Origin of the sequence: Azorhizobium caulinodans ORS 571 (assembly GCF_000010525.1) — a bacterium.
GTDB lineage: Bacteria > Pseudomonadota > Alphaproteobacteria > Rhizobiales > Xanthobacteraceae > Azorhizobium > Azorhizobium caulinodans.
Window position 1 is genome coordinate 3,993,052 of sequence record NC_009937.1, and the last position, 20,967, is coordinate 4,014,018.

A 20,967-nucleotide genomic window follows, 5' to 3' on the forward strand; every position below is an offset into this window, starting at 1 on the left:
ATGGCGCCGGCCCCTTTTGTTTGGACGTTGGCCGCAGCCATTTCAGCGGCCGGCACGCGGGCCCGGAGGACCGGGCCCCACACGGCTCAGAGCAGCACGCTGCCCCGCACCTCGCGCTCGGTGACGATGAGACCGGGCGAATAGCCCTGATCGAGGAAGGTCTGGCGCAGGCTGTCGTCCGCGAGGAAGACCAGCGAGTTGCGCAGGTGCCTCTCGGTGGGCTTCTCCGGCGGTGGCACGACGAAGATGCGCCGCTCGAGACCGGCATCGCGGAACAGCGCGCCAAGCGCCTGACCGTCCTCGACACCCGCGACCACCACACGGTCGATCTCGGCAATGCCGTTGGCGAGGCGCGCGAGCGTCTGCGCATTGGCGAGCAGCGCCAGGTTTTCCGGGATCTCCAGATGCTCCATGCCCGCCGGATCGAGATACTGCAGGCGCACCACGATCTCATAGGCGCGGCAGTAATCCTGCCGGGCGAGCCACAGACGCAGCGCCACCTTGAGGCGGATCGAGACGAAATGGTCGGCGAGGTCACGCACCGTCGACTTGAAGTCGGCGCCGGCCACAAGGTTGCTGCGACGCAGGAAGCTGAAGATGAGATATTCGAGACCGCCGCGATAGCTGTCCCAGTCGGTCATGGCGCCGTCGATGCCCGCCTGTCCGCGGTTGGTCACCACGGGCGTCAGCGTCACGGAGCGATAGAAGGGCACGTTGCGGAACGCCACAGGCCCCTCGGCCACGACGCCGGCCAGATAGGAGAAGGCCCAGTAGCAGAAGCGCGGCGCGGAGACGATGCTGCGGGCCGCATCGGCCCGGTAGATCACCGTCTCGGGGAAAATGTGATCCCGCACCAGCGCGCCGAACAGCTCCAGTTCCTGGCCGGGGGAGAAGATCATCAGATCCTCGGCCTGGTCGTAGAAATAGCCACCCGAAACCTTGTGCAGGTCGTCATAGACCTCCCAAGGCGTGTAGCAGGCACGCAGCTCCGGATTGGCCATCATGAAGCGCACATTGTCCGCGAGCGCCTCGGGAATGATGAGGTCGTCGTCCGCCACATAGACGAGATACTTGCCGCGGGCCCGGTGATAGACGCTGAGGATGTTGGCGGACGGCTTGTTCTCGTCCTGCCGGAAATAGCGGATCGGCATGCCCTCGGCCCGGAAGCGCTCGACAACCTCGGGCGTGTTGTCCGGGGAGCAGTTGTCCGACACCACGATCTCATAGGTGAAATCGAAGGTGGCGCACGCCTCGCGCAGATGCGGGAAGAGATATTCGAGGAAGTGGGCGCGGTTGTAGGTGGGCACGCAGATGCTGAGCGTGACCTCTGCCGGCACTTCCGCGAGAGCGGCCGGCGCGCTGGCATCCAGCGCCGCAGGATCAATGGGAGCGTTCATGGCGTGTAGTCCTCTGCATCGGCATCGCGTGCCGAAATGACACTGGGCTCAAAAGGCCAGTCCACGCCAAAGGCCGGATCATTCCAGCGATAGGTGCGGGCCAGGGCGGGAACATAGGTTTCCGACATGAGGTAGAAGACCTCACTGTCGTCATCGAGCGTCAGGAAACCGTGGGCGCAGCCGGCTGGGATGTAGAGGGCATTGCGCCGGTCCGCATCGAGCTCCACTGCCGTCCAGGCGCGGTAAGCGGGCGAAGATGGGCGCAGGTCCACGGCCACGTCGAACACGCGCCCCCGTGTCGCCCGCACGAGCTTGGCCTCGGGGCTAGGCTCGGCCTGGAGATGCAGGCCCCGCAGCGTGCCCCGGCGTGGATTGTAGGATGTGTTCTGATGCGGGTAGCGATCCGCCAGCCCATGGCCCGCGAAGGTCTCGGCGCAGAAGGTGCGGGCGAACAGGCCACGCTCGTCGGTGAGCGGGGTGATCTCCACCTCCATGACGCCGGGGATCTTCGTCGGGCTGATCTTCATGGCAGCACCGTCAGCCTCGGCACGGCAATCACGAAGCGCCCACCCCAGTCGCGGACGTGGGCATGGCTCGCCACCACCTCGTCCTTGATGTTCCAAGGCAGGATAAGCACGTAATCCGGCTTCGTCTCAGCAAGCTTCTCCGGAGCATGCACCGGAAGGTGGCTGCCCGGCAGCAGATGCCCCTGCTTGTGGGGATTGCGGTCCACCACATAATCGATGAGGTCGGTGCCGACGCCGGAGAAATTGAGCAGCGTGTTGCCCTTCGCCGCCGCGCCATAGGCCGCGACCCGCTTGCCCTCGGCCTTGGCCTGCCGCAGGAAGGCCACCAGCCCCTCGCGGATGGGCGTCACCCGGCGCTGGAAATCCGCATAGATCTCGTCCCGGTCAAGACCGGCTGCCGCCTCGTCGGCGCGCACCTTGGCGACACCGGGCTGCTCCTCGTGCCTTGCCCCCTTGAGGCAGGCGAACACCCTGAGGCTGCCGCCGTGGGTCGGCCATTCCTCCACGTCGAACACCCGAAGGCCATGGGCGGCCATGACCTTCTCCACCGCGAGCAGCGAAAGATAATAGAAGTGCTCGTGATAGACGGTGTCGAACTGCACGTCTTCGATGAGGCGCAGCAGGTGTGGGAACTCGATGCTGATTACGCCCTCGGGCTTCAGCACGCGGGCAAAGCCCTCGACGAAATCGTTGATGTCCGGCACATGGGCAAGGACGTTGTTGGCGACCACAAGATCGGCGCCGCCTTCCCGCGCCTTGATGTCATCGCCCGTCGCGGCACCGAAGAACACCGCTTCCGTGCGCACGCCGACGACGCGGGCCGCCTCCGCGACATTGGCGGCGGGCTCGATGCCCAGCACCGGTACGCCGGCTTCCACGAAATGGCGCAGCAGATAGCCATCGTTGCTTGCCACCTCGACAACGAGGGATTGGGCGCCGATCCCGAAGCGGTCCATGGCCATGTGGGCGAAACGCCGGGCATGGGCCACCCAGCTGTCGCTGAAGGAGGAGAAGTAAGCGTAATGGCTGAAGATGTCCTCGGCCGGCACGAAGGCATCGGCCTGCACCAGCCGGCATTCGCCGCACACACTGGCGCGCAGGGGATAGCTCGGCTCCGGCGCATCGGCGCGATCAAGCGGCACATAGGAATTGGCCAGCGGCGTCGAGCCCAGATCCACGAAGGACAGGCTGAGGGGCGTGTTGCAGAAGCGGCAGTGTCCGGCCTTCACGACTGAAGTTCCTCGTAAGCTGCGATCTGGGCCAAGGTGAAGGCGCGCATGTCGGCCCCTTCGCGATGGGCGCGATACCAGTCCGCGGTCCAGGCGATGGTGTCGGCCATGGGCAGGCGGGGACGCCAGCCGAGCGTCGCGGCCGCAAGGTCGGAGGCGAGCAGCAGGGCGCTGGCCTCCGGCGGATGGGTGCCACCAGCGGGCAGCCAGGGCGTCTCCACGCCGAAGGCGGTGCCAAGGCCGTCGGCCACCTGCGCCACCGAGGCGAAGCTTGCCGGATCCGGACCGAAATTCAGCGCCAAAGGCGCATCGGCCGGCCGCGTCACCAGCGCCTCGGCGAGAGCCAGATAACCGGACAAGGGCTCCAGCACATGCTGCCATGGGCGCACGCTGTCAGGATAGCGCAGGCGCACGGGCTCGCCCTTGCCGAGCGCCCGCACGAAATCCGGCACCAGACGGTCGGCCGACCAGTCGCCGCCGCCGATCACATTGCCGGCGCGCGCGGTCGCGATGCGGGGGCCGTGGGTGGTGAAGAAGCTGTCGCGATAGCTCTGCGTCACGAGTTCGGCGCAGGCCTTGGAGTTGCTGTAGGGGTCCTTGCCGCCCAGCGTATCGCCCTCGCTGAAGGGGCGGCCGGCATTGTCATTGGCATAGACCTTGTCGGTGGTGACCACCACCACCGCCTCGACGCCCGGCACGCCGCGCACCGCATCGAGCAGATTCACCGTGCCCATGATGTTGGTGGCGAACGTCTCCACCGCCTCGGCATAGGAGCGGCGCACCAGTGCCTGTGCCGCCAGATGCAGCACGATCTGGGGTTCGGCTTCGGCCACTGCGGAGGCCAGCGCGGCGCGGTCGCGGATGTCGATGGTTGCGTGCGTCTGGCCCGGCCACGGGCTCAGAACGTCATAGAGGGCAGGCGCGGTGTCCGGCGGCAGCGCGAGCGCGCTCACCTGCGCGCCAAGACGTTCCAGCCACAGGCAGAGCCACGCCCCCTTGAAGCCGGTATGTCCGGTCACGAGGACACGGCGACCGGCCCAGAACCCACTCACGCCCACACCTTCCAGGGCGCGCGGCCGGAGTTCCAGAGCTCGTCGAGCTGGGTGCGCTCGCGCAGCGTGTCCATGGGACGCCAGAAGCCGTCGTGCGGGAAGGCCGCGAGCTGCCCCTCCGCCACCAGCGACTCCAGCGGCTCCGCCTCCCAAACCGTGTCGTCATTGTCGATCAGGTCGAGAACGTCGTGCTCCAGCACGAAGAAGCCGCCATTGATGCGCTGGTTGCCCGCGGTCGGCTTCTCCACGAAGGAGGAGACCTTGTTGCCCTCGATATTGGCGCTTCCGAAGCGGCCGGGAGGTGCCACGGCGCACATGGTGGCCTTAAGCCCATGGGCCTTGTGGAAGGCCACTTCCTGCGCAACGTCCACGTCGGCGACGCCGTCGCCATAGGTCATCAGGAAGGGTTCGCCGGGGGTGAGATAGGGGCGCACGCGCTTCAGGCGGCCGCCGGTCATGGTGTCGAGCCCGGTGTCGACGATGCTCACCCGCCAGTTCGGCTTGTCCGACTGGTGGTAGTGGACGAGATTGCGACCCAGATCCACCGTCACGTCGGAATGGTGGAGCACGAGGTTCGCGAAATATTCCTTGATCTGGTAGCCCTTGTAGCCGGCGCAGACGATGAACTCGTTGAAGCCGTGATGAGCATAGATGCTCATGATGTGCCAGATGATCGGCTTGTCACCGATCTCCACCAGCGGCTTCGGCCGGACACTGGTCTCCTCGGAGAGACGCGAGCCCCGCCCGCCGGCCAGAATAACGACTTTCATCACATCCCCCCGTGACGTCCCGCATCCCCGATGATGGCCGCGAAGGCCACGCGCATGGTTCAGTCGGCAGTCGACCATGGATCGTTGGCGCCACTTAAAGCCCCATGGCTTGTGCGAGGCTGGAGGTAGTTTCGGCGTCTCCAGATGCCCTTCAAACGCCGGAAAACGCCGGCGGGCCCTGCCCCGTGACAGGGCGCCCAGAAATGCGAAAGGCCGCCGGGGGACCGGCGGCCTTGTGCTGATGAAAAGGGCAACGGCCGAGGGGTCAGGCCGCCGCGAGGTCCTGGACGAAGGTCTCCACCACCTCCCGCAGTTCGGAGGCCTGACTGGACAGGTCCTGAGAGAGCGCGAGAAGCTGGTCGGAGGCCGCCCCCGTCATCTGCGCCGCCTGCCCCACGCCGCCGATATTGTCGGTGACCTGCTGGGTGCCCGTGGCGGCCTGCTGGCAGTTCTGCGCGATCTCACCGGTGGCCGCGCCCTGCTCTTCCACCGCACCGGCGATGGAGGAGGAGATCTGCTTGATGTCGGTCACCACTCGCTGGATCTGCGACATGGAGGAGACCGTGCCCTCGGTGGCGGTCTGGATCTCCGTCACCTTGCCGGAAATGTCGGCGGTCGCCCGTGCCGTCTGGGCGGCGAGCTGCTTCACCTCGGAAGCCACGACCGCGAAGCCCCGTCCCGCGTCTCCGGCACGTGCCGCCTCGATGGTGGCGTTGAGCGCGAGCAGATTGGTCTGGTCGGCAATGCCGCGGATGAGACCGATGACGTCACCGATATCGGCCGCGGCGGTGGACAGAGCACCGATGCGCGTGCTGGAGGCTTCGACCTCGCGGAAGGCCTGCTCGGCCACGTCCGCAGAGTGGCTCACCTGACCGGTGATCTCACGCACCGAGGTGGCAAGTTCCTCGGAGGAGGCCGCAACCGTCTGCACGTTGGCGGAGGCCTGCTCAGCCGCAGCAGCGACCGCATTCGCCTGCTGGGCGGTCTGCTCCGCCGTTGCCGAGAGGCTGCGCGCCGCATCGGCCACCTCGCCCGCCGAGCTGGCAAAGCCGGACGCAAGCTGTGTCATGCGATCGATGAAGGAGGTGGCGAGCCGCTCGCGCTTGGCAAGCTGATCCCGCTCGTCGGCCTCGCGGCGTGCCTGCGCCACGCGCATGTCCTCCGCATCTGCGAGATGCCCGCGCAGCACGTCGAGGGTCCGCGCCATGGCCCCCACCTCGTCCTTGCGCTCGGTGCCCGTGACTTCCTCATGCAGGCGTCCCTCGCCGAGCGCGTCCATGGAGAACATCAGGCGGCGGAGCGGCTTGACGATGGCGTCGCGCACCAGCCAGTAGGCAACGAACATCACCAGCAGCGTCGCTCCGGCGATGACCGCGAAGGTGACGGTGATGGAGGAGACGGTGGTGTCGCTGATGCCCTGGCGCTGGTCCTGCACGGCGACGCGCAGGCCCTCGTTGAACTTCAGCGCCTCGGCGATGGAGGCGTCGATGGCGGGGGCGCAGGAAGAAGCCATCAGCCGGCGCGCATCCGCCCCGCTGTCGGCACCGCCCGCGGCCTTGACCACGCCGCCGCAGGCATCGACGAAGGCCGCGTGGGTCAGATCGCGCAGCCGCTGGATGCCGGCGGCCTGCGAGGGCATCGCCTGCGCCGCTTCCGACATCAACTGGCGATATTGCGCGATGGCATCTTCCCGCCGTCCGGCAGCGGCCCGCATCTCGGCCTCGGAGGTGGCGAGCAGCGCGCTCTGAAGCTCGGCGCGAACAACCACCGAGAAGCGGGCGGCGCGGGCAATCTTCAGCACCGCCACCTGCGCGCCATCCACGAGACCCGTATAGGCATCGTCGATCCGCGACATCTGCCAGGCCGCATAGCCGGCACCCGCGAGGCTCGTAATACCGAGCGCCAGAAGAAGGACAAGGACCTTCAAAATGATCGGAAAATTGGCGTAACGCATCATGGACTCCAGCACTGCGCGTCCGGGCGGGCCAAGCAAAAGCGGCCGGCGGTCCGGTCAGGGAACTGTCAAGGCGGGCGCGTCATGTCGCGCACGTTCCCGGCCCGGCGGGTCATGATGACTACCGGCGCGAAGCCCTCGGGAAGCGACCGCGTGGCGACATTGTGCCGATCGTGTGGCGAAAGCCTTGATTCAGATCATGCACGCAGGGCCTGTGCCCATCAGGCATACGTATCGTCGGGTGGCGACGTCGTCCGGGCCGGCATCGACGCAGGCCGTCGCTCCGCCTACCAGCGCAGGGTGCGGCGGCCGAGCCCGTAGCCAACGACCGTGACGAGCAGCATGGCGAGCACGTACCAGGTCGCGACGAACAGCGGGCTGTCGTCCGGGCAATGCCAGGCATAGACGGCGGCCCCGATCGCCCCGGCCGCAAGACCCGCCGATGCGCCGGCGAGCCCCGGATTCTCCGGCGCGCCATCCCGCAACGCCCAGAAGAAGGCGGCGAACGGCACCAGCGCGAGAACGGGAATGAAGAAGACGCAAAAGGCCGCGTGCTGCCCCTCAAGGCTCGCGGCCCAGCGACCCCGCGGAACGACCGTGAGTTCCAGAACCACACCGAGCACCAGCAGGGCCAGAGGCAGGCCGAGCACCACCAGACGCCGGCCGGCGCTTCGGCCCGGCAGCCCCGCGACCAGAAGCACGGCGCAGCCCGCGGCCGCCATCAGGAGCGTGAACCCAAGCTTGAACTGGACGCGGACGGTTTCCACCGCGGCCCCGAGATCCGGTCGGATGCCGATGGTCACCAGCAGGATAAGCCCGGCGCAGACGACCCCCGCGGCGATCGCCAGGGCAAGAACGGTGGAAAGCCGCACCCGGACCGGCGCGTCCTCCGCCATCAGGCGGATCAGGTCATCGGTCTTCATGGGGCTCGCTCCGGTAAATCTTGGCCAGCGTCTTCAGCGCGCGATGCAGCGCCACGCGCACGGCCCCCTCGGTCATCTTCAGGCGCGCCGCAGTCTCGCGCACGCCCGCCCCCTCCAGAGAGATGGAGCGGACGATATCGCGCTGCGGATCGCGCAGATGTCCCAGCATCTGTAAGGCATCGAGCCGCTCCGTTCCGTCCGCCACGGGTGCCGCCTCCAGCGTCTCCATCACATCCTCGATGGGCGTCGTCGGTTCACGCCCGCGCCGGCGCAGGCTGTCGATCAGCTTGTTGCGCACGATGGCCGAAAGCCACGGTCCGATGGGCCGCGCCGGGTCCCACGTACCGCGCTTGAGATGCACCGCCAGCAGGACTTCCTGCACGATATCCTCCGCCTCTCCCGCCGGTGCGCCGAAGGCCCGGCAGCGGCGCTGCGCGAGCATCCGCAGATGCGGCGTCACCTCGCTGAGGAACCGCCGATAGGCGGCGCCGTCGCCCGCAAGCGCAAGGCGCATCCATTCGCTCCACTGCTGGTCGCGGGCCGAACCGTCCACCCCTGTCCACCCTTACGTTGCGGCGATCTGGAATGTTACGTCATGACGAAGAAAGAATGCGCGGCGTTCCGCGCGATGGCATTGGCCGCTTTGTCCCGCGCCGCACCGCTTTCGACAAGGGGCGGCGGACGGCGCCCGGAAAAATTCTGCGCGGCCCTGTAACAGCGGCCGCCCCCTCTCCGTAATCCCCCATGTCAGCCCGATGCGGCTGCCGATCACGGAGATTTCCCATGAAGACCCGCGTCCTTTCGCTCGCTCTGGCGGGCTCGATCGCCTCTGCCCTCGCCGTTGCCGCGACCACTTCCGCCTCGGCCGCCGAGATGGAGAAGTGCTACGGCGTGGCCATGAAGGGGCAGAACGACTGCGCCGCCGGCCCCGGAACCACCTGCGCCGGCACCTCCAAGGTGGACTACCAGAAGAACGCCTGGAAGCTCGTGCCCAAGGGCACCTGCGAGACCATCAAGGTGCCGGGCGGCATGGGTTCGCTGAAGCAGGGTCCCGCTCCCGTCTGAGACACACCGACACGCCCCGCGCGGCGCCCGAGGGCGCCGCGCATCCGCCTTCGAGGAGATGAGCATGCAGTCATCACAACTGCCTTCGCGCGCGGGCATCGGCTTCAAGCCGCAGCACTTCGCGGACATCGTGGCCTCCCGCCAGCCCCTCGGCTTCTTCGAGGTGCATGCGGAGAACTACATGGGCGCCGGCGGCCCGCCCCATGCCCAGCTCCGCCGGCTGCGGGAGGATTATGCCCTCTCGATCCATGGCGTCGGCCTGTCCATCGGCGCCATGCAGCCGCTCGATGCGGACCATCTTGAGCGCCTGCGCCTCCTGTGTGATCGCTACGAGCCGGAGAGCTTTTCGGAGCACCTCGCCTGGTCGAGCCACGACAGCGTCTATCTCAATGACCTGCTGCCCCTGCCCTATACGGACGGGACGCTCAGCCGCGTGGTGGAGCATGTGGACCGCGTGCAAACGCGCCTCCGGCGGCAGATGCTGCTGGAGAATCCGGCCACCTATCTCACCTTCGCCGAGAGCACCCTCGCGGAGACCGATTTCCTCGCCGAAGTGGCCCGGCGGGCCGGCTGCGGCCTGCTGCTGGACGTGAACAACGTCTTCGTGGCGGCCACGAACCACAATACGGACCCCGCCGCCTATCTCGCCCGCTTTCCTCTCGAGGCGGTCCGCGAAATCCACCTGAGCGGGCATTCGCGGACCACGGACGAGACCGGCGCGCCCCTGCTCATCGATTCCCACGACACGCCGGTCACCGACCCTGTGTGGGCGCTCTATGCGGACGTCATTGCGCGAACCGGCCCCGTACCGACGCTGATCGAATGGGACAATGACGTGCCCGCCTGGCCGATCTTGCGCGCCGAGGCCCTGCGCGCTGAGACGGTGCTCGCAGGCGCTCGGCAGAATGCGGCGTGAGGGCACCATGATGAGCGCCCTCCCCGCCGCCCAAAGCGCATTTGCCGCCGCTCTCACCACGGCTGATGCGCCGATGCCGGTCGGCCTCGTGTGCTGGACCGGCGCGCCGCCGGAACGCCGCTTCGAGGTCTATCGCAACAATGTGCGGGCGAGCCTCACCAGCGCGCTCGCCACCGCATTCCCGGCCGTGGAGCGCGTCGTCGGCGCGGAATTCTTCGCAGCCATGGCCCAGGCCTATGTGCAGGCCCATCCGCCGCGCTCGCCTGTGCTGCTCGGTTATGGCGCGGACTTTGCCGATTTCGTCGCGGGCTTCGAGCCAGCGGAGGCCCTGCCCTATCTCGCGGACGTCGCCCGGCTCGAAACGCTGCGTCGCCGGGCCTATCACGCGGCGGATACGCTGCCGCTCGCTCTGGATGCTCTCTCGGCGGTGCCGCCGGAGGCCATGGCCGACCTCACCTTCACGGCGCACCCCGCTCTCGGCGTGCTCCGCTCGCCTTTCCCGGTGCACACCATCTGGGCCATGAACGCTGGCGAGGTGCCCCTTCGACCCATCGAGGACTGGGCGCCGGAAGACGTGCTGGTGAGCCGTCCGCAGATGCGCGTGAGCGTCAGCCGGCTGCCTGTGGGGGCCGCCGTTTTCATCGAACATCTGACAGCGGGCCGCAACCTCGCGGACGCGCTGGAAGCCGCCGAGGCCATGGCCTCCGGTTTCGACGTCGTGACCGCCCTCGGCCTTGCCCTCACCGCCGGCGCCTTTTCCGCCATCCATTGGGAGGCACCCCATGACTGACGCCCACAGCTCCGGACGCACCAACGGCGCACATCTGCTGGACCGCGGACGCGCGGTGCTGGAGCGCATCCCCTCCGGCTTCATCAGCCTTCTGGCGCGGCTCTCCATCGCGGGGGTCTTCTGGCAATCGGGCCAGACCAAGCTTGAGGGCTGGCATGTCTCCGACAGCGCCGTCTTCCTGTTTCAGGAAGCATACCGCCTGCCGCTCATCAACCCCTGGCTTGCCGCCCATCTCGCGGCCATCGCGGAGCATCTGTTTCCGGTGCTGCTGGTCATCGGCCTCGCGAGCCGCCTCTCAGCTCTGGCGCTGCTCGGGATGACGCTGGTGATCGAGATCTTCGTCTATCCGGACGCCTGGGCGACCCATGGGACGTGGGCCGTCTGCCTTCTCGCTGTCATCGCACGCGGACCGGGCTGGCTCGCCCTCGACAACCTGATCGACCGCCCTCGCATGCGCCCCCTTCCCGCGGCCAGCCAGGGCTGAGGGGCAGCGACATAGCAGCGGGTCTTTTGCCGCCTCCCTTCGCAGTGCAGCAAGATTATTGCCGGGAAGGCATCAATGTGATGCCGTTTCTTGCCATAGCGAGGGCCAAGTTCGACCGATATACAATATACGAAAGTCGAACAAACCGGTCCCAAGGGGAGGAAACGCCATGGCCCACATGCGTGCCGTCGATGCTGCCGTTCGCGTCCTGGAGAAGGAGGGCATCAGCTGCGCCTTCGGTGTTCCGGGCGCCGCGATCAACCCGTTCTATTCCGCGCTGAAGGCGCGTGGTTCCATCCGCCACGTGCTCGCCCGGCACGTGGAAGGCGCCTCCCACATGGCCGAGGGCTACACCCGGGCCGTCGCCGGCAACATCGGCGTGTGCATCGGCACCTCCGGTCCCGCCGGCACGGACATGATCACCGGCCTCTATTCGGCCTCGGCGGATTCCATCCCGATCCTGTGCATCACCGGCCAGGCCCCCCGCGCCCGCCTCTATAAGGAAGACTTCCAGGCGGTCGATATCGAGAGCATCGCCAAGCCCGTCACCAAGTGGGCGGTCACGGTGCGCGAGCCGGCGCTCGTTCCCATGGTGTTCCAGCAGGCGTTCCACGTCATGCGCTCGGGCCGCCCCGGCCCGGTGCTCATCGACCTGCCGATCGACGTGCAGATGGCCGAGATCGAGTTCGACGAGGACACCTACGCCCCGCTCCCCGTTTACAAGCCCGCCGCCACCCGCGCGCAGGCGGAAAAGGCCATCGCCATGCTGGCGAAGGCTGATCGCCCGCTCATCGTTTCCGGCGGCGGCATCATCAATGCGGATGCCTCCGACCTGCTGGTGGAGTTCGCGGAGCTCACCGGCGTGCCGGTCATCCCCACCCTCATGGGCTGGGGCACCATTCCCGACGACCACCCGCTGATGGCCGGCATGTGCGGCCTCCAGACCTCGCACCGTTACGGCAATGCGACGATGCTGGCCTCCGATTTCGTGTTCGGCATCGGCAACCGCTGGGCCAACCGCCACACCGGCTCGGTGGAGGTCTACACCAAGGGCCGCACCTTCATCCACGTGGACATCGAGCCGACCCAGATCGGCCGCGTCTTCGGCCCGGATTTCGGCATCGTCTCCGATGCCGGGGCGGCGCTGAAGCTGTTCATCGAGGTGGCGAAGGAATGGAAGGCCGCCGGCAAGCTGCCGGACTGGTCCGCCTGGGCCAAGGAATGCTTCGGCCGCAAGGAGACGATGCTGCGCAAGTCGCACTATGACAACGTGCCGCTGAAGCCGCAGCGCGTCTATGAGGAGATGAACGAGGCGTTCGGCCGTGACGTGACCTATGTCACCACCATCGGCCTCTCGCAGATCGCCGGCGCGCAGTTCCTGCATGTCCACCATCCGCGCCACTGGATCAACTGCGGGCAGGCCGGCCCGCTGGGCTGGACGCTGCCGGCGGCTCTCGGCGTGCGCGCCGCGGACCCGGACCGGAAGATCGTGGCGCTCTCGGGCGACTATGACTTCCAGTTCCTCATCGAGGAGCTGGCGGTGGGCGCCCAGCACAAGCTGCCCTACCTGCACGTGGTGGTGAACAACTCCTATCTCGGCCTCATCCGGCAGGCCCAGCGCGGCTTCGAGATGGACTTCGAGGTGAGCCTCGCCTTCGAGAACATCAATTCGGAGGAAGCCGGCGCCTATGGCGTGGACCATGTGGCGGTGGCCGAGGGCCTCGGCTGCAAGGCCATCCGGGTGCGTACGCCGAATGAGTTCAAGGATGCCTTCTCGCAGGCCGAGGCCCTGATGGAAGAGCATCAGGTGCCGGTGGTGATCGAGTTCATCCTGGAGCGGGTGACGAACATCGCCATGGGCGTCGAGATCGACAAGGTCAACGAGTTCGAGGAGATCCTCGACCTGCCCCGCGCCACCGCGCGCGTGGTGGAGCCGGCCGAGTAAGCCCCGGTCTCCCATGTCTTACCTGCCGTGCCCTCCCGCGAGGCGCACGGCAGGCGTGCCGCGCGGGTGTCCGGTGCGGCATGTCCCGAGGCGCGGCGGCGGGACGTCCGGCCGTCCGGAACGGGGCAAGCCGGGGCACTTGAGCCGATCTGTCCCGCCCGTCCGCCCTATCCCTTTCACACGGAACGTTTTACGGCTTGGATTGCCAAACAATCGAAGCCTGACTTGCCCAGGCTCAGCCAGCGGAGAGGTGAATGCCCAAGTTTGCTGCCAATCTGACCATGCTCTGGAACGAGATCGACTTCCTGGACCGCTTCGCCAAGGCGGCGGAGGCCGGTTTCAAGGGCGTGGAGTATCTCTTCCCCTACGCCTATCCCAAGGAGGAGCTGGCCGAGCGCCTTGAGAAGCACGGGCTCACCCAGGCGCTGCACAATCTGCCGGCCGGCGAGTGGGCGAAGGGCGAACGCGGCATCGCCGTCCTGCCCGACCGCGTCGGCGAGTTCCAGGACAGCGTCGGCACCGCACTCGAATATGCCAAGGTGCTGAAGACGCAGACGCTGAACGTGCTGGCGGGCATCGCCCCCAAGGACGTGCCGGCGGAGAAGATCTACGAGACGCTGGTCTCGAACCTGAAATTCGCCGCCGCCGAGGCCAAGAAGGCGGGCATCCCGCTGGTGGTCGAGGCCATCAACACCCGCGACATTCCCGGCTTCTATCTCAACACCACCAAGCAGACGCTCAGCTTGCTGGATGACGTGGGGCCGCAGGACGTCTTCTTCCAGTACGACATCTACCACATGCAGATCATGGAGGGCGATCTCGTCCCCACACTGCGCGCCAACATGGCCCGCATCAAGCACATCCAGCTCGCGGACAATCCGGGCCGCGGCGAGCCGGGCACGGGCGAGATCAACTACCCGTTCATCTTCAAGGCCATCGACGATGCCGGTTACACCGGCTGGATCGGTGCCGAATACAAGCCCGCGACGACCACCGACGCCGGCATCGGCTGGTTCGCCCCCTACAAGGGCTGAGCTGCCAGAACCATTCCGCCAAGGACACCGCCCGCCGCCCGGCCTGCCGGGCGTGCGCGGCGCACATGCACGGGAGCACGCACAATGAACGTGGGTTTCATCGGTCTCGGCATCATGGGCACCCCCATGGCCGGCCACCTCATCGACGCCGGGCACACCCTCTTCCTCTATGACGTGGTGAAGGTGCCCGCCGAATTGACCGACAAGGGCGCCACGGCGGTCGCCTCCTCCGCCGAGGTGGCGAAGAATGCGGACGTCATCATCCTCATGGTGCCGGACACCCCGCACGTGGACGAGGCGCTGTTCGGCGCCGGCGGCGTTGCGGAAGGCCTCAGCGCCGGCAAGATCGTGGTGGACATGAGCTCCATCTCGCCGGTGGAGACGAAGAAGTTCGCCGAGAAGATCAACGCGCTCGGTTGCGATTATCTCGACGCCCCGGTCTCCGGCGGCGACGTGGGCGCCAAGGCCGCCTCCCTCACCATCATGGTCGGCGGCCCGGAAAAGGCCTTCGAGACGGTGAAGCCGCTGTTCGAGAAGATGGGCAAGAACATCACCCTCGTCGGCGGCAATGGCGACGGCCAGACCACCAAGGTCGCCAACCAGATCATCGTCGCCCTCACCATCGAGGCGGTGGGCGAGGCGCTGCTCTTCGCATCCAAGGCGGGCGCCGACCCGGCCAAGGTGCGCCAGGCGCTGATGGGCGGCTTTGCCTCCTCGCGCATCCTGGAGGTGCACGGCGAGCGCATGGTGAAGCGCAACTTCAACCCCGGCTTCCGCATCGAGCTGCACCAGAAGGACCTGAACCTCGCGCTGTCCTCCGCGCGGGCGCTCAAGGTGGCGCTGCCAAACACCGCGACGGCGCAGGAGCTGTTCAACGCCGTGGCCGCCCGCGGCGGCTCCAAGCTCGATCACTCCGCCATGGTGAATGCGCTGGAACTGCTGGCGAACCACGACATCGCCTGACCGTTTGCCCGCCATGGCCCGGCGACGGGCCATGGCGGTGACGCACCTGCGTCACCGCGCCTTTGTATCAAGTGCGATCAGGACAAAGGCGGCACGGCAGATGTCGCCCAATCGGGGGAGACATCCATGCCGCTGAAGCGCAACCGCGCCACGAAAATCATCGCCACCGTGGGCCCGGCCTCCAACACGCCGGAGAAGCTCAAGGCCCTCTTCCTGGCCGGTGTCGATGTGTTCCGGCTCAATTTCAGCCATGGGACGCAGGCCGACCATGGCATCGTTCTCGGCCATATCCGCCGCCTTGAAGCCGAGATCGGCCGCCCCATCGGCGTCATCGCCGATCTTCAGGGCCCGAAGCTGCGCGTCGGCCGCTTCACCGAGGGTGCCATCACCTTCACCCCCGGCAAGCGCCTGCGCTTCGACGCAGATGTCGCGACCATGGGCGATGCCGACCGCGTGCCCATTCCCCACCCCGACATCATCGAAGCCCTGACCATCGGCAGCACCGTCCTGTGCGACGACGGCAAGGTGCGCCTGAAGGTGGTGGGCAAGGGCGACGGCTGGCTCGACGCGGAAGTGGTCAGCGGCACGCGCCTGTCCAACAACAAGGGCTTCAACATCCCCGACGTGGTGCTGCCGCTCTCCCCTCTGACGGAGAAGGACCGCGCCGACCTCGCCTTCGCCGTGGAGCAGGGCGTGGAGTGGATCGCTCTGTCCTTCGTGCAGCGCCCGGAAGACATCCACGAGGCACGCGACCTCATCAAGGGCCGCGCTGCCGTGATGCTGAAGATGGAGAAGCCGGCGGCCGTCGAGCATCTGGAAGAGCTTGTGGAGCTTTCCGATGCCATCATGGTGGCGCGCGGCGATCTCGGCGTGGAACTCTCGCTGCCCGAACTGCCCGCCCTCCAGAAGCGTATGATTACGGAATCCCGCAGACAGGGTCGCCCGGTGATCGTGGCGACCCAGATGCTGGAGAGCATGATCTCCGCCCCCGTGCCCACCCGCGCGGAGGTCTCCGACGTCGCCACCGCCGTCTATGAGGGCGCGGACTGCGTGATGCTCTCCGCCGAGAGCGCGGCGGGCCAGTATCCCGTGGAAGCGGTCTCCTTCATGGACGAAATCATCCGCCACGTGGAGCGCGACCCCGGCTACCGGCAGGTGCTGGATGCGACGCAGGCGGAATGGGGCAAGACCATCGGCGATGCCATGACCAAGGCCGCCTACCAGACGGCGCTCGCCGTCGATGCCGCCGCCATCGTCGCCTATACGCTCTCCGGCACCACGGGCCTGCGCGCCGCACGCGAGCGCCCGCCCATGCCCATCCTCGGCATCACAACCCGCGCCGACACCGCCCGCCGGCTCGCCCTCTCTTATGGCGTGCATGCGGTGAATGTGGGCGAGGACATCCATTCCTTCGGCGAGATGGTGGACCGCGCGGTGCAGGTGGCCGTGGAGCAGCAGCTGGCCGCGCCCGGCGATCGGCTCGCGATCACGGCCGGCGTGCCCTTCGCCAAGCCCGGCACCACGAACATCCTGCGGGTCACCACCATCGGGGATACCGACCCGCCGTCGAAGTTCGACACGGACGGTGCGACCGCAACCTGAAGCACGCAGGCGCCAGCGCACGCCCGCCCTGGTCGATAAAGCCGGCCCCTCGCGCCGCCTGACGTAAGGGCGATGCGACCATTTGCTGACCTCTTCAGGGCCTGGGCGCCACCTTTTGGCTGGCTCCCGGGCCCTGTTTCGTGGAAAATCCGCGCGCTCCGATCAAGGACGGATCGCGCCATGGCGACGGAAGTCGAGCGCAAGTTTCTGGTGGCCACGGACGCCTGGCGCGCCGGGGCGCAGGGCGCCCGTTACTGTCAGGGCTATATCGACACCTCGGACGACACCACGGTGCGCATCCGCATCGCGGGCGAGGAGGCCTTCATTACGGTGAAGGGCCCCACCAGCGGCATCACCCGCGCCGAGTTCGAGTATCCCATTCCGCTGGAGGATGCTCAGGCCATGCTGCGGGACCTCTGCCGGCAGCCGCTGATCCTCAAGACCCGCTACGACGTGCCTTATGGCGGCAAGACCTGGTCGGTCGATGTCTTCGGTGCGGAGAACAGTGGCCTCGTTCTGGCGGAAATCGAGCTCGACCATCCGGCGGAACAGGTCGATCTTCCGCCATGGGTGGGGCAGGAAGTCACGCACGATCCCCGCTACCGGAACTCTGCACTGTCCAGCGAGCCGATCCCCCGCCCCGAACACGCCTGAAGCCCCGGTCTCGCCACGGACGCCGGCACGGAGCAGGGCGCAACGCTCACTTCCCAAGAGCACGTCCATTTATTGTTCATACGATTACCATTAACGAACATGCAGCACCCGCGGTGAGGACGCTGCCATTTCAAGCTCAAGCTTCACAGCACAGACGAAAATTCTGCTGAACCTGAAAATTCATAAATGATATTAAAATTCGTATTTTGAACTGCACTAGGTGATATTAATATAATACTCGTGCAATTATTTGAGTTTAACACCTTTTTACGACACCTCACGAACGCGCGATCCACACACACGGACCCGTGAAATCATCATAACAACTTTGTTACGCTGCGGCGCACACATTCGTTACTTGCGATCCGGCGCCCGGTACATAAATTCCCGCCTCGAGGAAGCGAAGCAATCAAGCTTCATCCCCGGCCAATCCCCCCAACTGGCTGGACAGGAGAGAAACAATGAAGACCCTCAGCACCAAGATCATCGCCGCTGCCCTTGTGGCTTCCAGCCTCGTGGGCGCCGCCTCTTCGGCCTTTGCCGACGAATATCTGACGGCGTCGAACAAGGAATTCCAGGCCGTCGCGGCCGGCGCCTACGACAATGGCGATAAGCTGCCGCTCAACGCCGCGCCGACCAGCGGTACCGTGCAGATGCACGAGGCCCGCCAGTTCCCGGCCCCGCAGGTTCCGGCCTATGGCCCGTTCTCGGATACGGATCCCCACTCCGGCCCCGCCCAGGCCGGCTGACCCCTCGACGCCTTAGAACAAGGCGTGAGCCTGGCCCGGTTCGGTCGCGAAGCCCCCACGCGACCGGGCCGGGCCTGTCCTTTTTGGGGCCTGTAAGGAAAATGCGCCGTCAGCCGGCAGTTTCGCCGTTCAGTGCCGCTTCCACCGCCAGCATGTCCCGCCAGGCGAGGCGCTTTCCCAGCGGCGTGCGCAGGAGATAGGCGGGATGGAAGGTGGCGATCGCCTTGATGGTGCGGCTGCCGGTGTCATAGGACATGAAGCGGCCCCGCAGCTTGGTGATGCCTTCGGTGGTTGAGAGCAGTGCCTGTGCGGACGGCCCGCCAAGGCACACCAGCACGTCCGGATTCGCCAGTTCCACCTGCCGGCGGATGAAGGGCAGGCAGATGGCGGTTTCCTGCGGCGTCGGCGTGCGGTTGCCCGGCGGACGCCAGGGAATGACGTTGGCGATATAGGCCTTCGTGCGGTCGAGGCCGATGGCCCCCAGCATCAGATCCAGCAGCCGCCCCGAGCGGCCGACGAAGGGCAGGCCCTGCACATCCTCGTCGCGGCCGGGCGCCTCGCCCACGAACATCACCTTCGCTGCCGGATTGCCGTCCGCGAACACCAGACGCGTGGCCGTGCGCTTGAGTGGGCAGCCCTCGAAGGCCTCCAGCATGGCACGCAATTCATCAAGGCTCGCCGCCGTGTGCGCCGCCTCGCGCGCCGCCATCACCGCCTGATCAGGCGCCTGTGCTGCGGCCATGGGTCCCGGTCCGGCAGCGGCGGGAGCCGGCGCACGCGGCGCAGCAGGCGCGCGAACCGGCGCGGGCGAAGCAGCCGGCGAATCATTTACGGGCTGCGCGGAAGCCGTCTGCGGTGCAGAACGCCCGACGCCGCGGCGGGCCTTTTCCGCCGCGCTTTCCGCGAAACGGTCCACAGGCTCATCGCCAATGGCCACGTCCACCCCCGCCTCCGCATAGAAGGCGAGTGCATCGCGGAAATGTTCGTACGCAAATGAAGTCATCGGTGTTCCGGCGTGCCTCGGGCCAGCTTATAGCAGAGCCGCCCCGCGCGGAAACCGGAGCCATGGCGGCAAACGGGCTCCTTGCCCGAACGCAAAGCGAATTGCCATTCGGGAAAGAGCGTGGAACAACTCCAACCTCCGCCGGCGCCACGCCCGCGCCGGCACATCATAACAGGGAAACAGAGAGATGACCGAGGCGGAGCTGCCGGAACGCGAAGGCATGGACTATGACGTCGTGGTTGTCGGCGCCGGTCCCGCCGGCCTCGCCACGGCCATCCGCCTGAAGCAGCTCGCCGAGGAAAAAGGCGCCGACATCTCCGTCGTGGTTGTGGAGAAGGGCTCGGAAGCCGGTGCGCACATCCTCTCGGGCGCGGTCATCGATCCCATCGGCCTCGATCGCCTGCTGCCCGGCTGGCGCGAGGAAAGCGATGCCCCGCTGGTGACGCAGGTCACCGACGACCGCTTCTACCTCCTCGGCCCCGCCGGTGGCATCCGCCTGCCCAATTTCGCCATGCCGCCGCTGATGAACAATCACGGCAATTACATCGGCTCGCTGGGCAATGTGGTGCGCTGGCTCGCCCAGAAGGCGGAAGCCGTGGGGGTCGAGATCTATCCCGGCTTCGCCGCCTCCGAAGTGCTCTATGATGACAATGGCGCCGTACGCGGCGTCGCCACGGGCGACATGGGCGTCGATCGCGAAGGCCAGCCCAAGGGTGAATTCACGCGCGGCATGGAATTGCGCGGCCGCTACACGGTCTTCGCCGAGGGCGCGCGCGGCCACCTCACCAAGCGCCTGATCGCCCGCTTCGGGCTCGACGCCGGCCGCGAGCCGCCGAAGTTCGGCATCGGCCTCAAGGAGCTCTGGAAGGTGGCCCCGGAGAAGCACCAGCCGGGCCTCGTGCAGCACGCCTTCGGCTGGCCGCTGGACGGCAAGACCGGCGGCGGCGCCTTCCTCTACCACATGGAAGACTGTCAGGTGATGGTGGGCTTCGTGGTCCACCTCAACTACCAGAACCCCTATCTCTCGCCCTTCGACGAGTTCCAGCGCTTCAAGACGCACCCCACCTTCCGCGACACGTTCGAGGGCGGCAAGCGCATCTCCTATGGCGCGCGCGCCATCACCGAGGGCGGCTACCAGAGCGTGCCCCGCCTCTCCTTCCCCGGCGGCGTGCTGGTGGGCTGCGCCGCAGGCTTCGTGAACGTGCCGCGCATCAAGGGCAGCCACAACGCCGTCCTCTCCGGCATGCTGGCGGCCGAGCATCTCTTCGGCCCGCTGGTGGAAGGGCGCGGCTATGACGAGGTGTCGAGCTACGAGGCTGCCTGGCGGGCCTCGGACGTGGGCCGCGACCTTCACCGGGTGCGCAATGTGAAGCCGCTCTGGTCGCGCTTCGGCACCTATCTCGGCATTCCGCTTGGCGCGCTGGACATGTGGACCAACACGCTCGGCTTCTCCTTCTTCGGCACCCAGAAGCACGGCAAGACCGACGCCGCGAGCCTCAAGCCCGCCTCCGAATTCAAGCCCATCGCCTATCCCAAGCCCGATGGCGTGCTGACCTTCGACAAGCTGTCCTCGGTGTTCATCTCGAACACCAATCACGAGGAAGACCAGCCCGTTCACCTGAAGGTGCGCGACCTCGACCTGCAGAAGCGCTCGGAACACGACGTCTTCGCCGGCCCGTCCAACCGCTATTGTCCGGCGGGCGTCTATGAATGGGTGGAAGAGGCGTCCGGTCCGCGCTTCCAGATCAACGCGCAGAACTGCGTCCACTGCAAGACGTGCGACATCAAGGACCCGAACCAGAATATCGACTGGACGGCGCCGGAGGGCGGCGGCGGGCCGAACTATCCCAACATGTGAGGCGGTGTTCCGCCTGAAATGATACGGGCGGCCCTGCGGCCGCCCGTTTGCG

Annotated in this window: 20 protein-coding genes; 11 read left to right on the forward strand and 9 right to left on the reverse strand. The window is 66.9% G+C overall.

Annotation, left to right across the window (positions count from 1 at the left end):
* Nucleotides 1–86: 86 nt before the first annotated feature.
* From AZC_RS17875 to AZC_RS17910, 8 genes are all read right to left on the reverse strand, one after another.
* A complete protein-coding gene (locus AZC_RS17875) occupies nucleotides 87–1,397 on the reverse strand; it encodes a glycosyltransferase family 2 protein (RefSeq protein WP_012171999.1) in 1,311 nt (436 codons plus the stop codon).
* On the reverse strand, nucleotides 1,394–1,924 hold the full coding sequence (gene rfbC, locus AZC_RS17880; RefSeq protein WP_012172000.1) for a dTDP-4-dehydrorhamnose 3,5-epimerase: 531 nt from the start codon (nucleotides 1,922–1,924) through the stop codon (nucleotides 1,394–1,396). The genes AZC_RS17875 and rfbC overlap by 4 nt, the downstream gene beginning before the upstream one ends.
* Nucleotides 1,921–3,153 carry a class I SAM-dependent methyltransferase gene (locus AZC_RS17885; RefSeq protein WP_012172001.1) on the reverse strand — a complete coding sequence of 411 codons (1,233 nt, stop codon included), beginning with the start codon at nucleotides 3,151–3,153 and terminating at the stop codon, nucleotides 1,921–1,923. The genes rfbC and AZC_RS17885 overlap by 4 nt, the downstream gene beginning before the upstream one ends.
* A complete protein-coding gene (gene rfbG / locus AZC_RS17890; protein WP_043879549.1) occupies nucleotides 3,150–4,211 on the reverse strand; it encodes a CDP-glucose 4,6-dehydratase in 1,062 nt (353 codons plus the stop codon). Before rfbG ends, AZC_RS17885 begins: the two co-directional genes overlap by 4 nt.
* Nucleotides 4,202–4,975, reverse strand: coding sequence for a glucose-1-phosphate cytidylyltransferase (rfbF, locus tag AZC_RS17895; RefSeq protein WP_012172003.1), 774 nt, complete (start codon nucleotides 4,973–4,975; stop codon nucleotides 4,202–4,204). Before rfbF ends, rfbG begins: the two co-directional genes overlap by 10 nt.
* Before the next feature lie 265 nt (nucleotides 4,976–5,240).
* On the reverse strand, nucleotides 5,241–6,929 hold the full coding sequence (locus AZC_RS17900) for a methyl-accepting chemotaxis protein (RefSeq protein WP_052285985.1): 1,689 nt from the start codon (nucleotides 6,927–6,929) through the stop codon (nucleotides 5,241–5,243).
* A gap of 287 nt (nucleotides 6,930–7,216) precedes the next feature.
* On the reverse strand, nucleotides 7,217–7,852 hold the full coding sequence (locus tag AZC_RS17905) for an NrsF family protein (protein ID WP_043879550.1): 636 nt from the start codon (nucleotides 7,850–7,852) through the stop codon (nucleotides 7,217–7,219).
* Nucleotides 7,839–8,366, reverse strand: a complete 528-nt coding sequence (locus AZC_RS17910) for a sigma-70 family RNA polymerase sigma factor (protein ID WP_420794835.1) — start codon at nucleotides 8,364–8,366, stop codon at nucleotides 7,839–7,841. Before AZC_RS17910 ends, AZC_RS17905 begins: the two co-directional genes overlap by 14 nt.
* A gap of 269 nt (nucleotides 8,367–8,635) precedes the next feature.
* Between AZC_RS17910 and AZC_RS17915 the strand changes: the two genes are divergently transcribed.
* The 10 genes from AZC_RS17915 to AZC_RS17960 all read left to right on the forward strand — a co-directional run bounded on the left by AZC_RS17915 (nucleotide 8,636) and on the right by AZC_RS17960 (nucleotide 18,054).
* Nucleotides 8,636–8,917 (forward strand): BufA1 family periplasmic bufferin-type metallophore, encoded by a 282-nt coding sequence (locus AZC_RS17915; RefSeq protein WP_012172007.1) that lies wholly within the window; start codon nucleotides 8,636–8,638, stop codon nucleotides 8,915–8,917.
* Between the two features lie 64 nt (nucleotides 8,918–8,981).
* Nucleotides 8,982–9,833: an MNIO family bufferin maturase gene (locus tag AZC_RS17920; RefSeq protein WP_043879551.1), complete on the forward strand. Its 852-nt coding sequence runs from the start codon at nucleotides 8,982–8,984 to the stop codon at nucleotides 9,831–9,833.
* A gap of 7 nt (nucleotides 9,834–9,840) precedes the next feature.
* Nucleotides 9,841–10,623: an HvfC/BufC N-terminal domain-containing protein gene (locus AZC_RS17925; RefSeq protein ID WP_012172009.1), complete on the forward strand. Its 783-nt coding sequence runs from the start codon at nucleotides 9,841–9,843 to the stop codon at nucleotides 10,621–10,623.
* The gene (locus AZC_RS17930) at nucleotides 10,616–11,107 is read left to right on the forward strand and encodes a DoxX family protein (protein WP_081434036.1); all 492 of its coding nucleotides are present in this window, start codon (nucleotides 10,616–10,618) and stop codon (nucleotides 11,105–11,107) included. The genes AZC_RS17925 and AZC_RS17930 overlap by 8 nt, the downstream gene beginning before the upstream one ends.
* 169 nt (nucleotides 11,108–11,276) lie before the next feature.
* Nucleotides 11,277–13,052, forward strand: coding sequence for a glyoxylate carboligase (gcl, locus tag AZC_RS17935; protein ID WP_012172011.1), 1,776 nt, complete (start codon nucleotides 11,277–11,279; stop codon nucleotides 13,050–13,052).
* Nucleotides 13,053–13,306: 254 nt separating this feature from the next.
* Entirely contained in the window at nucleotides 13,307–14,086 is a 780-nt protein-coding gene (gene hyi / locus AZC_RS17940; protein ID WP_012172012.1) for a hydroxypyruvate isomerase, read from the forward strand.
* A gap of 84 nt (nucleotides 14,087–14,170) precedes the next feature.
* A complete protein-coding gene (gene glxR, locus AZC_RS17945) occupies nucleotides 14,171–15,049 on the forward strand; it encodes a 2-hydroxy-3-oxopropionate reductase (protein ID WP_012172013.1) in 879 nt (292 codons plus the stop codon).
* 126 nt (nucleotides 15,050–15,175) lie between these two features.
* Nucleotides 15,176–16,651 (forward strand): pyruvate kinase, encoded by a 1,476-nt coding sequence (gene pyk, locus AZC_RS17950; protein ID WP_012172014.1) that lies wholly within the window; start codon nucleotides 15,176–15,178, stop codon nucleotides 16,649–16,651.
* Nucleotides 16,652–16,831: 180 nt separating this feature from the next.
* Nucleotides 16,832–17,305, forward strand: a complete 474-nt coding sequence (locus AZC_RS17955) for a CYTH domain-containing protein (protein ID WP_012172015.1) — start codon at nucleotides 16,832–16,834, stop codon at nucleotides 17,303–17,305.
* 461 nt (nucleotides 17,306–17,766) lie between these two features.
* Nucleotides 17,767–18,054: a hypothetical protein gene (locus AZC_RS17960; protein WP_012172016.1), complete on the forward strand. Its 288-nt coding sequence runs from the start codon at nucleotides 17,767–17,769 to the stop codon at nucleotides 18,052–18,054.
* Nucleotides 18,055–18,163: 109 nt separating this feature from the next.
* On the opposite strand, the gene AZC_RS17965 is transcribed toward AZC_RS17960, so the two are convergent.
* Nucleotides 18,164–19,057: a uracil-DNA glycosylase gene (locus tag AZC_RS17965; protein WP_012172017.1), complete on the reverse strand. Its 894-nt coding sequence runs from the start codon at nucleotides 19,055–19,057 to the stop codon at nucleotides 18,164–18,166.
* A gap of 187 nt (nucleotides 19,058–19,244) precedes the next feature.
* On the opposite strand from AZC_RS17965, the gene AZC_RS17970 reads away from it, so the two are divergent.
* A complete protein-coding gene (locus AZC_RS17970; protein ID WP_012172018.1) occupies nucleotides 19,245–20,915 on the forward strand; it encodes an electron transfer flavoprotein-ubiquinone oxidoreductase in 1,671 nt (556 codons plus the stop codon).
* Nucleotides 20,916–20,967: the final 52 nt, after the last annotated feature.